Source organism: Stenotrophomonas sp. GL_101 (assembly GCF_057835675.1).
Genome location: NZ_CM174432.1, coordinates 23,406 through 36,183, shown reverse-complemented (window position 1 = coordinate 36,183; position 12,778 = coordinate 23,406). Strand labels below are relative to the sequence as shown.

12 protein-coding genes are annotated in these 12,778 nt (G+C 67.5%); 8 read left to right on the top strand and 4 right to left on the bottom strand.

Features of this window, described 5'->3' with window-relative positions:
• The first annotated feature begins 115 nt into the window (after positions 1-115).
• From AC3IR9_RS00175 to AC3IR9_RS00165, 3 genes are read left to right on the top strand one after another with little or no spacing between them, the layout of a single operon-like run.
• Complete coding sequence (locus AC3IR9_RS00175; RefSeq protein WP_489293226.1) at positions 116-1,132, top strand: sugar kinase; 1,017 nt, start codon at positions 116-118, stop codon at positions 1,130-1,132.
• Entirely contained in the window at positions 1,119-1,757 is a 639-nt protein-coding gene (locus tag AC3IR9_RS00170) for a bifunctional 4-hydroxy-2-oxoglutarate aldolase/2-dehydro-3-deoxy-phosphogluconate aldolase (RefSeq protein ID WP_489293224.1), read from the top strand. Before AC3IR9_RS00175 ends, AC3IR9_RS00170 begins: the two co-directional genes overlap by 14 nt.
• Before the next feature lie 46 nt (positions 1,758-1,803).
• Complete coding sequence (locus AC3IR9_RS00165; protein WP_489293222.1) at positions 1,804-2,190, top strand: hypothetical protein; 387 nt, start codon at positions 1,804-1,806, stop codon at positions 2,188-2,190.
• A gap of 18 nt (positions 2,191-2,208) precedes the next feature.
• Here the strand turns inward: AC3IR9_RS00165 and ligD are convergent, their stop codons facing one another.
• From ligD to AC3IR9_RS00150, 3 genes are all read right to left on the bottom strand, one after another.
• A complete protein-coding gene (ligD, locus tag AC3IR9_RS00160; protein WP_489293221.1) occupies positions 2,209-4,689 on the bottom strand; it encodes a DNA ligase D in 2,481 nt (826 codons plus the stop codon).
• Positions 4,690-4,695: 6 nt separating this feature from the next.
• Positions 4,696-5,610 carry a non-homologous end joining protein Ku gene (gene ku / locus AC3IR9_RS00155; RefSeq protein ID WP_489293219.1) on the bottom strand — a complete coding sequence of 305 codons (915 nt, stop codon included), beginning with the start codon at positions 5,608-5,610 and terminating at the stop codon, positions 4,696-4,698.
• Positions 5,611-5,706: 96 nt separating this feature from the next.
• A complete protein-coding gene (locus tag AC3IR9_RS00150; protein WP_489293218.1) occupies positions 5,707-6,105 on the bottom strand; it encodes a hypothetical protein in 399 nt (132 codons plus the stop codon).
• Positions 6,106-6,244: 139 nt separating this feature from the next.
• Between AC3IR9_RS00150 and AC3IR9_RS00145 the strand changes: the two genes are divergently transcribed.
• Positions 6,245-6,571, top strand: a complete 327-nt coding sequence (locus tag AC3IR9_RS00145; RefSeq protein ID WP_489293217.1) for a hypothetical protein — start codon at positions 6,245-6,247, stop codon at positions 6,569-6,571.
• A 15-nt stretch (positions 6,572-6,586) separates the two neighbouring features.
• Here the strand turns inward: AC3IR9_RS00145 and AC3IR9_RS00140 are convergent, their stop codons facing one another.
• Complete coding sequence (locus tag AC3IR9_RS00140) at positions 6,587-8,713, bottom strand: TonB-dependent receptor family protein (protein ID WP_489293216.1); 2,127 nt, start codon at positions 8,711-8,713, stop codon at positions 6,587-6,589.
• A gap of 174 nt (positions 8,714-8,887) precedes the next feature.
• On the opposite strand from AC3IR9_RS00140, the gene AC3IR9_RS00135 reads away from it, so the two are divergent.
• From AC3IR9_RS00135 to AC3IR9_RS00120, 4 genes are all read left to right on the top strand, one after another.
• The gene (locus AC3IR9_RS00135; protein WP_489293215.1) at positions 8,888-10,090 is read left to right on the top strand and encodes an amino acid aminotransferase; all 1,203 of its coding nucleotides are present in this window, start codon (positions 8,888-8,890) and stop codon (positions 10,088-10,090) included.
• 287 nt (positions 10,091-10,377) lie between these two features.
• Positions 10,378-11,394, top strand: coding sequence for a class 1 fructose-bisphosphatase (locus AC3IR9_RS00130; RefSeq protein WP_489293213.1), 1,017 nt, complete (start codon positions 10,378-10,380; stop codon positions 11,392-11,394).
• 124 nt (positions 11,395-11,518) lie between these two features.
• Positions 11,519-12,229, top strand: a complete 711-nt coding sequence (locus AC3IR9_RS00125) for a 2OG-Fe(II) oxygenase (protein WP_489293212.1) — start codon at positions 11,519-11,521, stop codon at positions 12,227-12,229.
• Between the two features lie 141 nt (positions 12,230-12,370).
• Complete coding sequence (locus AC3IR9_RS00120; protein WP_489293211.1) at positions 12,371-12,760, top strand: hypothetical protein; 390 nt, start codon at positions 12,371-12,373, stop codon at positions 12,758-12,760.
• Positions 12,761-12,778 lie beyond the last annotated feature (18 nt).

Here is a 12,778-nt window from a genome sequence, read left to right as displayed (position 1 = left end):
ATGCTTCCGACATTCTGGACAGTGGACGACCGCGCTCCCACGGCTAGAATGACACCGCTAGCCATTGAACTCGATAGGGCCTGCCACCGCCCGTACCTTCACAAGGATCCACACCATGAGTCGTGTCGTTTGTTTTGGAGAACTGCTGCTGCGCATGAGCGCGCCGGGGCGCGAGCTGCTGCTGCAGACGGGGCAGCTGGCGGTGCATGCCGGGGGCGCCGAGGCCAACGTCGGGGTGTCGCTGGCCCACCTGGGCCATGACGTGGCGATGGTCAGCACGGTGCCGACCAACCCGCTGGGCGCCTTCGCGCTGGGCGAACTGCGCCGGCATGGCGTGGACACCCGTGGCGTGCAGCAGCGCGACGGCCGCATGGGCCTGTACTTCCTCACCACCGGCGCGGTGCAGCGCGCCAGCGAAGTGGTCTACGACCGTGCCGGGTCGGCCTTCGCCTGTGGCAACAGCACCGACTACGACTGGGACGCACTGCTGGAAGGCGCGGAGTGGCTGCACCTGTCCGGGGTGAGCCCGGCGCTGAATCCGGCGATGGCCGAGGCGACCCTGGCCGCCGCGCATGCGGCCTGCCAGCGCGGCGTGCGGGTGTCCTTCGATGGCAACTTCCGGCCGTCGTTGTGGGCGCGCTGGCAGGGCGATGCGGCCACCCACCTGCATGCGTTGTTTGCCTGCGCCGATGTGCTGTTTGCCGACTACCGCGATATCGGCGTGGTGCTGGGAGGCACGTTCAACCAACCGCACCTGGCCGATCGCGTGGATGCCGCCGCCGTACAGGCCTTCGCCGCCTTCCCGCGCCTGCAGTGGATGGCCTGCACCCAGCGCACCCCGCACAGCGTGGACAACCACGCGCTGGGCGCGATGCTGCTGGGCCGCGACGGCACCCGGGCACTGGCCCCCACGCGCGAGATGCAGGGCATCGTCGACCGCATCGGCGGCGGCGATGCCTTCGCCGCCGGCATCCTGCATGGCATGATGCGCGGCTTCGCACCGGAGGCGATCGTGCGCTTCGGGCTGGCCGCTGGCTGCCTCAAGCACTCGATCCCGGGCGACTTCAACCCTGTCGGCGAAGCTGACGTGATGGCCCTGGTGGGCGAGGAGCGATTCGATGTCCGGCGCTGATCCGCGTGTACGTGCAGTCCTGAAACTGGCCCCGGTGATTCCGGTGTTCACCCCCGAAAACGTGGACGATGCGGTCGAGGTTGCACGGGCTCTGTTCAACGGCGGGTTGCCGGTGATCGAAGTGACCCTGCGCACGCCGCTGGCGATGGACGCGATCAAGGCAATGGTCGAGGCGGTACCCGATGCGGTGGTCGGTGCCGGAACCGTATTGAACGCCGCGCAGATGGAACAGCTCAAGCAGGCCGGCGGGCGGTTCGCCGTGTCGCCCGGGGCCACCCCGCGGCTGTATGCGGCCGCGCGCGACAGCGACCTGCCGTTCCTGCCCGGCGTGGCCACCTCTTCCGAGCTGATGCTCGGGCTGGAGCACGGCCTGGATACCTTCAAGTTCTTCCCGGCGGTACAGGCCGGTGGCACCGCGATGCTGTCGGCGTGGAATGGCCCGTTCGGCGACGTGCGGTTCTGCCCGACCGGCGGGATCAGCGCACAGACCGCGCGCGACTTCCTGCACCTGCCCAACGTGCTGTGCGTGGGCGGCTCGTGGTTGACCACGCGGGCGCTGCTGCAGGCGCGCGACTGGGCCGGGATCGAGCAGCTGGCCCGCGATTCGGCAGCGCTGGTCGGCTGATGGCCACGGGCCATAATGGCGGCACCCCCGCTGCCCATTGATCGCCATGTCCGCGTTGTCGCTCGCCAAGACCGTCGTACTGTCCGTGCTGTGCGTGGTGGTGGCGCTGTTCGTGCTGGGCATGATCAACGGCGCGGCCGGCTGGATCGCGCCGTGGGTGGGGCTGGGCGGCAGCGATGAACTGCGGCTGGCCTGGGACCTGGCCTGGGCGATCCTCGCAGGCATCGCCGCCACCGCCTTTGCCAGCCGTTATGCGCCGGCCTGGCCGTATGTGCATGGCGGCGTGGTGTGGGCGCTGATTGCGACCGCGTCGGTGTACGCGGCCTGGGACCTGGGCAACGATTTTCCGTTCTGGTTCGTGCTGGTGCTGCTGCTGTCGCTGCCGTTGCAGGCCGGCGGCATGTGGCTGGGGGCGCGCTACCGCCCGCATTGACTGCCCTGGCCCTCGTGGTCACTCCGGCAGCGTCTGTTTCACCTGCGCAATCTCTTCCCAGGGGTCGCGCTTCAAGCGTTGCGCGCGCTGCAGCGCCTTGGCCAGAGGGAACGCATCGGCGGCGATGATCCGGGCCAGCTCCTCCCAGCGCAACGGCACCGCCACGCCAGCACCCGGTCGCGCGCGCAACGACCACGCACACACGCTGGTGGCACCGCGTGCATTGCGCAGCCAGTCGATGAAGATCACCCCGTTACGCTTGGCCTTGCTCATCGTGGCCACGTAGCGGTCCGGCGCCTGTGCGGCCATGGCTTGGGCGAACGCCTCGCAGAAGTCCTTGGCCCGCGCCCAGTCAACGGTGGGCTGCAGCGGCACCACCACGTGCACGCCCTTGCCCCCGGACAGCCGTACGAAGCTGCGCAGGCCGGTTTCCAGCAGGCGGTCGCGGATGTCGCGTGCCGCCGTCTTGACCTGGGCCCAGCTCACCCCGTCGCCCGGATCCAGGTCGAAGACCAGCCGGTCCGGGTGCTCGGGGTCCTCCACCGTCGCCCCCCACGGGTGCAGCTCCAGGGTGTTCATCTGTACCAGCTGCAGCAGCCCCTGCACGTCCTCGATGTAGAGATAGTCCTCGCGGCCACTTTTCTGTTCCAGTGCAATCGCCTTGACCGCAGTACCCAGCGCGGTGCCGTGGTGCTTCTGGAAGAAGCATGGGTGATCCACGCCGTCGGGGCAGCGCAACAGCGACAACGGCCGGCGTGCCACTTCGGGCAGTATCCAGCGCGCCATCTGCCGGTAGTAGTCCGCTACGTCGCCCTTGCTGAGCCGGGCCTTGGCAAATACCACGCGCTCGGGATGGCTGATCGCCACGTCGGTGGCGGCGTTGGCAGATGCCCGACGCGTGGTGTTCTTCGCGCGCGCCGACGAGCCCGCCCCCAGCTCCGTCGCCGCCTTGTCCTCACGCAGGCGCTTGAAGCTGGCCTGGCGCAGCAGTCCCTCCTTGGCCCAGCCGCGGAACGCAACCTCGGCCACCAGCACCGGTTTCACCCAGTGCACGCTGTGCGCCTTGAACGGGACGTGCGCGGGCAATGCGACCGGGGCGTGGCTGACCGCCAGCGGCTTCAGCTGTCGGCTGATCGACCGCAGCAGTGCATCATCGAAACCGGTGCCCACACGGCCCACGTAACGCAGCCCGCCTTTGTCTGGCGTAGCCATCAGCAACGCGCCAAAGCCACTGCGTGACCCCTTCGGATCGGTATGGCCAACGATGAGGAATTCGTCGGTGTTCTCGTGCTTGATCTTGATCCAGGCCGGCGAACGTGCGTTGACGTACGCTGCATCGACGCGCTTGCTGATGATGCCTTCAAACCCCGCGCCAGCGCTGGCGGCGAACACCTCCGGGCCGTGGTCGACCACATGGTCGCTGTAGGCCAGCGTGCCGGGAGTATCGCCGAGCAACGCCTTCAACATTTTCTTGCGTGCCAGCAGCGCCGCGCCGCTGATATCCGCCCCGGCAATACCCGGCATGTCGAACACCACGTAGCGCAGCGGTTGCTTCGCGGTGCCGTCGATCACCTTCTGCAGTGCGGTGAAATCACTGCGTCCCATTGCATCCAGGACCACCAGCTCGCCGTCCAGGCGCAGGTCGCGTACCGGCAGCGCGGCAATGGCCTGGACCACCTCGGGGAAGTCGTCGGTCCAGTTCAACCCACCGCGCGACCGCAGCGACACCACGCCGTCGCGCATGCTGGCCAGCAGCCGGTAGCCATCCCATTTGATCTCGTGCAACCAGGCCGCGCCGTCGGGGGCGGTTGCCCGGTGATCGGTCAACTGCGGCTTGAAGTCCTGCCGGTACGGGGTGTCGCGCGCGGCGTGCAGTGCCAGCGCGCGCTTTTTCCAGCGCGCATCTGCCTTGCGCGCGGAGGCAACCTTGCGTGGCCGCTCCGGCGTCCTGCCGGCAGCGACAGCACGACCGCGCGACGGGGCCGCCAGCAGATCGTCAGCCTCGGCATCACGCGCGCCATGGTCATCGCGCTTGATCAACAACCACTGGCGCTGCTTGCCCTTCATCGCGGTGCGCACCAGTTTCCAGCCGCCCTTGAGGCGCGCGCCCTGCAGGACGAAGTCGAGCTTGCCCGCGGCGATCGCCTCCAGCGGATCGCCATCGCAGGCCCAGCTGCCCTGGTCGTACACCTCCACATGGCCGGCGCCATAGTGGCCTTGCGGTATATCGCCCTCAAAGGTCGCATAGGACAGCGGATGGTCTTCCACCTCCACCGCCAATCGCTTTTCGCCTACGCGCAGCGACGGTCCTTTTGGCACCGCCCAGCTCTTGAGCACGCCATCGGCTTCCAGGCGGACGTCGTAGTGGCGCGAACTGGCGTGATGCAGCTGCACCACGAACATCGGGCGTCGTGCAGGGGTACCACGGCGTTCCGTATCCGCATCCGGTTCCGGGGTACTGGCGAAGCGGCGCTTGCGGCGGTAGTCCTGCAGCGACATCCGCGGTCACCCGGCCTTGCGCGGGGTAGCCCGCCTGGCTGCCTTCTTCGTGGCTGCTTTCCTGGCCGTCTTCTTCGCTGCAGGTTTGGCCTTCTTTGCAGCGGTCTTCTTCGCTGGCGTGCGTTTTTTCGCATCCAGGCTCTTCTGCAGCAACGACATGAAGTCCACCACGTTGGTGGCATCGTCCTCGCGCGAGGCGGGTTCCTCCTCGACCTGGGTGGTGCCCCCTTTGGACTTGATGCGCTTGGTCAGCAGGGCCTGCAGGCGCTCGCGGAACTCGTCGTGATAGTCATCGGGCTTCCAGTCGCCGGCCATCGACTCGATCAGCTGCTCGGCCATGGCCGTTTCCTTGCTGCTGATGCGGTAGTCGGCCAGGCTGCCGGTCGGCAGCGTGTAGTCTTGCGGATCCACCAGCTCCTGGGGATAGCGCAGGATCATCAGCACCAGCGCATCGCCGTGCGGTATCACCGCAGACAGATACCCGCGGGTGCGCACTACCACGCGCGCGATGCCCACCTTGCCGGTTCGGCGCAGGGTCTCGCGCAGCAGCACGTAGCCTTTTTCGGCCTTTTTGGCCGGCACCAGCAGATAGGGCTTCTCATAGAAGCGCGGGTCGATCGTGGAAGCGTCGACGAAGGTCTCCACTTCCACTGCCTCATGGCTTTCCGGCGCGGCCGAACGGATGTCGTCCTGCTCCAGCACCACATAGCTGCCCTTGTCGTACTCGTAGGCTTTGACGATGTCCTTCCACGGCACTTCCTCGCCGGTGTCGGCGTTGACCCGCTCAAAGCGGATCGGCTTGCGATCACGTGCGTCGAGCATGCGGAACTGCAGGTCGACCTTGCGCTCACCGGACATCAGCGAGACAGGCACATTCAGCAGCCCGAACGACAGCGTTCCGGTCCAGATCGGTCGGGCCATGGCCGCGCCACTCCAACGCAGAAGGGGAGGGCAGCTTTAGCGCGGCCAACGTGAAACGACCGTGTTCGCACCGTGCAGGCCGCCTTGACGGCCGCGCTACTGCAACAACCCGTGCACCGCCGCGGCCGGCATGTGGTCCAGCGCCAGCCAGGCATCCTCCACGATCGTGCGAGCCTGCACCCAGCCCAGCCGCGACTGCCCCCGCATCTGCTCCCAGTGCTCGGCCAGTTCAGCGTCGGTGTCGTCGTCATTGCCGCGCGGCCAGTCGGCGTAATGGGTGGTCAGTGCGAAGGCGTACGCCGGGTACAGGTCGCGCCAGCTGCGGTGGCCATGGCCCCGGCGTTGCTCGTAATCATTGCGCATGTACTGCAGGTAATCCTGCGCCACCGCCTGGGCTTCCTCGGTGCGGTCGCGACGGGCCCGCCGCGCGGTCCGCGCCGGTTGCAGGTAGGCGTTGAACAGCGCGGGGGCAGCTCGACGGTCCAGGCGGGGCATGGCACGGCTCCGGCAGTACAGGGCAGGCAGGAATAGTCCCGCCGCCGTTAGCCGGCCGTGACAGATCCGTTCGTTGCGGTTCGCGATGACTTCACCCCAGCCGCGCTGTAGTGGTGGCCCCGCACCTGGAGACACGCCCATGCCACGCGACCCCCTGCGCGATGCCACCCCGCCCATCCCGGGTGAACAGCACGCCAAACATGACAACCAGGACGCCGAGGACCGCGGTGCCGGCATGCCTGCGCCCGCCGCGGACGACCACCTGCCGGTCGAATCGGGGATCCGCCACGGCTACCGGGACCGCAAGGACCTGGCCGGCGCGCCCCATCCGGGCGGCCGCGAGAACGAGCAGCAGCGCCGCGACCGCAAGGCGCACGCCAGCGACAACCAGGACGAGGCGCTGGATGAGACCTTCCCGGCCAGCGACCCGACCTCGCCGTTCGTTCCGGCCAAAATTCCCAGATAGCCCTCGGCGGCGTCGCTACGGCGCCCACTGCCACTGCAGACCCACGCTCACCCGTCGGTCCGGGCCCGGCTCGAAGTAGCGCTGGTTGCCGTCATTGACGATGACCGAACCGATGTAGCGCTGGTCCAGCACGTTGTCGACCCGCGCGAAGGCACGCAGCGTGCCCTGCGCCATCTGCCAGCGCCGTGCGGCCTCCAGGTTCAACAGGGCATAGCCGGCTGCTTTCTCGGTGGCCAGGTCGTTGACCACGGTATCGCTGGAGGCCACCAGCTCGGCAGCCCACTGCCATGGCCCGGGCCGGTACTGCAGGCGGAGGTTCCACTGCTGCTGCGGCACGCCCGGCAGCCGTGCGCCGGCCGCCACCGGACTGCAGCCGGCCGTGGCACACAGCAGGTACGGGTCGCGCACGGTCGCCTCGAGGTAGGTATAGGCCAATGCCACATCGACCTGCGCCCCCAGCGGCTGCACGTAGCTGGCCTCGGCGCCCTGCCGGCGGGTGCGGCCGATATTGCGGTAGGTGCTGCGCCCGCCGCTGTTGCTGGCCACGGCCAGTTCGTCATCGGTGTCGGCGCGGAACAGTGCCGCGTCAAGCTGCGCCCCGCTCTGCGCACGCCACTTGCTGCCCAGTTCCAGGTTGCGGCTGCGCGCGGCCGACAGGTCCAGCGCCAACCCGGCCTGGCCGTCGGCGCGATAGCCCAGCTCGTTGAAGGTGGGGGTTTCAAAACCACGCCCGGCCGAGGCGTACACCCGCCACGCCTCGCTGGCGCGGAACACCACCCCGGCCACCGGCGTGGTGGCCTGGTAGCGGCGCGAACCGCTGTCATCGGGATTGGTCGCGGTGCGGTAGCGGTCGGCCGAGCGGAACTGCACCGTGCTGTGGCGCACGCCCAGCAGCAGCGACCAGCGCGGGGCCCATTGCCACCAGGCCTGGGCGAACTGGTCCACGTTCTGCACCCGGTCGCGCTGATCGCGACGCAAACGACCCTTGATGCCGACCTGATCGCCGACGAAGTTCTCATACCCGTGCCGATCCTGCTGCTGGCGGTCGGCATTGGCACCGATCACCAGATCCAGCGGCCGCCCGGCCCATTGGCCATGCCAGCTCCAGCGCGCGTCCACGCCGCCGTAGCCGCCCTCCAGGTCGATCACCCCGCCGGCATGCAGCGGGTTGGCCTGCGGTCCGGGCGGAATGGCCAGGTACTGTTCCACGCTGCGCTGCCCCGCATAACCCATCGCCCGCCAGGTGTGGGCGCCGTCGGTGCGGGTGAAGACCAGCCCGGCCTGCGCCTGGCGTACCGATTTGCGCGTGTTGTACTGCTCGGCCACCGCCGTGGCCTGGCGCGGGTTGTCGCGCACCTGTGCGCGGCTCAGGCCCAACGGGTCCTGCGCATCAGGCGCATCGAAGTAGTTCAGCACCAGATCCAGCGTGCCGCCGCCGACATCGGCGCCCAGCCGCGCATTGACCGACTCCCGGCGCGCCCGGCTGTGGTCGCGCCAGCCATCGGTGCGGAAGTGGTTGGCCGCCACGTTGTAGCGCAGCGGCCCTTGCTGGCCCCGCAGCTGTGCGCCGGCGCTGAGCGTGTTGTCAGGGCCGGCATCCAGCCGCAGCCGCCACGGATCGTCCGTCGCACCGTCGGCGCTCCAGACCTGCACCACGCCGCCGGAGGAGTTGCCGTACAGCGTCGAGAACGGCCCACGCAGCACCTCCACCCGTTGGGCCGAGAGCAGGCTGGCATGCGAGAGCTGGCCCTGCCCGTCGGGCATGGTCGCCGGCACGCCATCCACCAGCACCCGCACCCCGCGCACACCGAAGGTGGAGCGCGCGCCGAAGCCGCGGATCGACAGCTGGGTGTCCTGCGCGTAGTTCTGGCGGTCACGCGCGACCACGCCGGGTATGCCGCCCAGCGCCTCGGACACCTGCGCCAGGGTGCCATTGGCCGCATCGTCCAGCCATACCGTGCTGATCGACGCGGGCAGGTCCACATCGTCCACCTGCTGTACGCGCGCGGCCTGCACCTGAACGATGGGCAGCCGTTCGATGGGCGTGGGTGCCCGCGCGGTCGGCGCGGCCTGTGCCAGGGTCGGCAGTACTGCCGCCGAAAACAGACTGAAGGGCAGGCTCAAGCGGGCAAAACGATGCATGCGTCGGGGCGTCCTCGGCGGTGGGGTGTGCCGCACGCCATGGTACGGAAGCCACCGTGACGGTGGCCGCCGCGCCCTTGGCACAGCTTTGTTACGATGGGCTGGTTTCGGCTGATTCTGCCGCAACCTGCGTCGCGACATCCTCCCCCTTCCGTCATCCGAATGAGTACCGCCGTGTCCTTCTTTGCAAATGTGGAACTGGTCCCAGGCGACCCGATCCTGGGCCTGACTGAGGCATACAACGCCGACAGCCGCTCGACCAAGGTCAACCTGGGCGTGGGCATCTATTACGACGAAAGCGGCCGCATCCCGCTGCTTCGCGCCGTGAACAAGATCGAACAGCAGCTGGCGCTGGACGCCAAACCGCGCGGCTACCTGCCGATCGACGGCCTGCCCGCCTACACCCAGGCCACCCGCGAACTGGTCTTCGGCAAGGAGTCGCCGCTGCTGGCCGCCGGTCGCGTGGCCACCTCGCAGACCATCGGCGGCAGCGGTGCGCTGCGTATCGGCGCGGACCTGCTGCACAAGCTGCTGCCGCACGCCACCATCGCCATCAGCAACCCGAGCTGGGAAAACCACCGTGCCGTATTCGGTGCCGCCGGCTTCGAGGTCGTGGAATACAGCTACTTCGATGCGGCCACCCACGGCGTGGACTTCGACGCCATGCTCGCCGACCTCGGCAAGCTGCAGCCGGGCACCGTGGTGCTGCTGCACGCCTGCTGCCACAACCCCACCGGCGCCGACCTCACCGTCGCGCAGTGGAAGCAGGTGGCCGAGCTGCTGAAGGACCGCCAGCTGTTCCCGTTCATCGACATGGCCTACCAGGGCTTCGACAAGGGCATCAGCGAAGACGGCGCGGCGGTGCGCATCATTGCCGAAGCCGGCATCGACAGCTTCGTGGTCGCCAACTCGTACTCCAAGTCGTTCTCGCTGTATGGCGAGCGCATTGGCGCGCTGTCGGTGGTGGCCCCGGATGCAAACGCCGCCAAGGCCGTGCAGTCGCAGGTCAAGCGCATCATCCGCACCATCTACTCCAGCCCGTCCAACCATGGCGCGGCGCTGGTGGCCGGCGTGCTCAACAGCGTCGAACTGCGCCAGGTGTGGGAAGCGGAACTGACCGAGATGCGCGAACGCATCCACGCGCTGCGCCACGGCCTGGTGGAAAACCTGATTGCCGCCGGCGCGCCCGAGTTCGCCTTCATCAACGACCAGGCCGGCATGTTCTCCTACTCCGGCCTGACCCGCCCGCAGGTGGACCGCCTGCGCGACGAGTTCGGCATCTACGCCGTCGGCACCGGCCGTATCTGCGTGGCCGCACTGAACCAGGGCAACCTGGCCTATGTGGCCAAGGCCGTGGCGACCGTCGCCAAGGGCTGAAGGTCCGCATCGGTGACATGAAGAACGGCCGCCCTGTGCGGCCGTTCTTCTGCCTGCCGCTGGCACAACGCGGTCGCGCGATTTGACAGCGTACCGGCGCCGTCGGTGCTCGGCGCCATCATGATCGGGCACTGTGCTGTGGTAGCGCACGACCGTTGGTCGTGCGACGGCGCAACGCGCCGCGCTCCCGGTCGCAAGGCATAACCGCTTACGCCTGCGCATTGCCTCGTAATGCCAGCGGCAACGGGCGACAATATGGCCCCCGAATGTCTTTGGCAGCCCACCCCATGTCCCGTTCGTCGCTTACCCGGTACCTGATCGAAGAGCAGCACGCCGGCCGCATCAACGCCGACCTGCGCCAGCTGATCGCCGTCGTCGCCCGCGCCTGCACCAGCATCTCCATCGCGGTCAGCAAGGGTGCCCTCGGTGGCGTCCTCGGCGAAGCCGGTACCGGCAACGTACAGGGCGAAGCGCAGAAGAAGCTCGACGTGATCAGCAACGAGATCCTGCTCGAAGCCAATGCCTGGGGTGGCCACCTCGCCGCGTGCGCCTCCGAGGAAATGGACCACTGCCAGCCGGTGCCCGATACCTACCCGCGCGGCGACTTCCTGCTGCTGTTTGATCCCCTCGACGGCAGTTCCAACATCGACGTCAACGTCTCGGTCGGCACCATCTTCTCGGTGCTGCGCTGCCCGCCGGGCACCGAACAGCCCAACGACGACAGCTTCCTGCAGCCCGGTACCGCCCAGGTGGCCGCCGGTTACTGCATCTATGGCCCCAGCACGCAGATGGTGCTCACCGTCGGCCACGGCACCCACGCCTTTACCCTGGACCGCGAAAAGGGCGAGTTCGTGCTGACCACCCCGGACATGCAGATTCCCGAGGACACCCAGGAGTTCGCCATCAACATGTCCAACCAGCGCCATTGGGAAGCGCCCATGCAGGGCTACGTGCAGGACCTGCTGGCCGGCAAGGAAGGTGCGCGCGGCAAGAACTTCAACATGCGCTGGATCGCCAGCATGGTCGCCGACGTGCACCGCATCCTCACCCGCGGCGGCATCTTCATCTACCCGTGGGACAAGAAGGACCCGTCCAAGGCCGGCAAGCTGCGCCTGATGTACGAAGCCAACCCGATGGGCCTGCTGGTTGAACAGGCCGGCGGCGCGGCCACCACCGGCCGCGAGCGCATCCTCGACATCCAGCCCGACCAGCTGCACCAGCGCGTGCCGGTGTTCCTTGGCTCGCGCAACGAAGTGGCCGAAGCCACCCGCTATCACCGCGAGCACGACAGCGCACAGGGCTGATCGCACCGCCCGGGACCGGCGCGCTGCCGGTCCCGTTGGGCCATGAAGAAACCTTACGTGGCAACGGCGTGACATCGGCCAGTGCAGCGGTCACCATCGGGACCAGATGCCCACGGATGACCCCATGACGGCCGATGCCCCGCACGACTTCATCGAAGTAATCCACAACGCGGTTCCCGCCGATGTGTGTGCCGCTATACACGCCAGGATGCGATCCAGTGCGCAGTTGCGGCCTGGCGAAGTAGGCAGCGGTGTGTTCCCGGAACTCAAGCACAGCAAGGATCTTCGCATCAGCGGCGATCCGGCCTGGCGCGATGTCGACATGCAGCTGCAGCAGGCGGTTTTTCGCGGCGTTTTGAGTTATCTACGCCGTTATCCACAGGCACTGATCTCGCCGCTGATGTTGCAGATCCAAGACAGCGACGGTAGGCCGCGTCGATTGGCCGCCGATGATTTCCCCGGCATGGACGATGCCGCGCTGTCGGATCTGGCCCGCACCTGCCTGCGTCCCGGTGCCATCAACCTGCAATGGTATGCGGCAGGCGAGGGTGGCTATCCCTATTGGCACTGCGAACTGTATCCGCGTGATCCGGCCGCCGAGACCCTGCATCGGCATCTGCTGTGGACGCTCTACCTCAACGATGATTTCGAGGAAGGCGAAACCGAGTTCCTGTTCCAGGCGCGCAAGATCGCCCCGCGCACCGGCAGCCTGCTGATCGCCCCGACCGCGTTCACCCATACCCATCGTGGCAACCGGCCGCAGGGGGGGGACAAGTTCATTGCGACCAGCTGGGTGTTGTTCCAGAGTGCGCGGAAGCTGTTCGGGGAGAGCTGACCGGCACTGACGTCGGCAATTCCGTTCTGGCCGGATTGAAGAATTTTATGGCTGAGCTCTCCAATGACGCATCAATCATTCCTGCATACGATAACGCGTCTCATTCAAAGCATCGGATGGCCGATGCGTCAGGAGCCTGGAATGAATATTGATGCGAGTGAATTTCCCATCGTATGGATGCGCAACGACGCCAGCGACACCATGCCAGTGGAGGCTGTCCTGGCGAACATCTCGGCACTGCTCGCCCGTGGTCGACCCTTCGCGTTCATCGGCGAGGGCGCGCCGGACGACGCGGACGGTAATGGCAACGTGGAGGAGCGCCGGCAGGTTGCGCTGTGGATGAAGGCCAACAGGAGCGAGATCCAGCGGCTCATCAAAGGCCACGTGCAGATCGTTCCCGAGCTGGCCAAGCATGCCGCCATGGAGGCACTTTCGACGGCTTTTTCCAGGTTCTGGGGCTATCCCATGTTCGTTGTCGCCAGTATCGATGAAGGCCAGACCAAGGTCCGATCGCTGCTGGCGGACGCCTGAAAACCGCGCAAGGAAACG

Bases quoted from the DNA above. Each gene is read 5' to 3' on its own strand.
- AC3IR9_RS00175 (WP_489293226.1), top strand. From the start codon at position 116: ATGAGTCGTGTCGTTTGTTTTGGAGAACTGCTGCTGCGCATGAGCGCG.
- AC3IR9_RS00170 (WP_489293224.1), top strand. From the start codon at position 1,119: ATGTCCGGCGCTGATCCGCGTGTACGTGCAGTCCTGAAACTGGCCCCG.
- AC3IR9_RS00165 (WP_489293222.1), top strand. From the start codon at position 1,804: ATGTCCGCGTTGTCGCTCGCCAAGACCGTCGTACTGTCCGTGCTGTGC.
- ligD (WP_489293221.1), bottom strand. From the start codon at position 4,689: ATGTCGCTGCAGGACTACCGCCGCAAGCGCCGCTTCGCCAGTACCCCG.
- ku (WP_489293219.1), bottom strand. From the start codon at position 5,610: ATGGCCCGACCGATCTGGACCGGAACGCTGTCGTTCGGGCTGCTGAAT.
- AC3IR9_RS00150 (WP_489293218.1), bottom strand. From the start codon at position 6,105: ATGCCCCGCCTGGACCGTCGAGCTGCCCCCGCGCTGTTCAACGCCTAC.
- AC3IR9_RS00145 (WP_489293217.1), top strand. From the start codon at position 6,245: ATGCCACGCGACCCCCTGCGCGATGCCACCCCGCCCATCCCGGGTGAA.
- AC3IR9_RS00140 (WP_489293216.1), bottom strand. From the start codon at position 8,713: ATGCATCGTTTTGCCCGCTTGAGCCTGCCCTTCAGTCTGTTTTCGGCG.
- AC3IR9_RS00130 (WP_489293213.1), top strand. From the start codon at position 10,378: ATGTCCCGTTCGTCGCTTACCCGGTACCTGATCGAAGAGCAGCACGCC.
- AC3IR9_RS00125 (WP_489293212.1), top strand. From the start codon at position 11,519: ATGACGGCCGATGCCCCGCACGACTTCATCGAAGTAATCCACAACGCG.
- AC3IR9_RS00120 (WP_489293211.1), top strand. From the start codon at position 12,371: ATGAATATTGATGCGAGTGAATTTCCCATCGTATGGATGCGCAACGAC.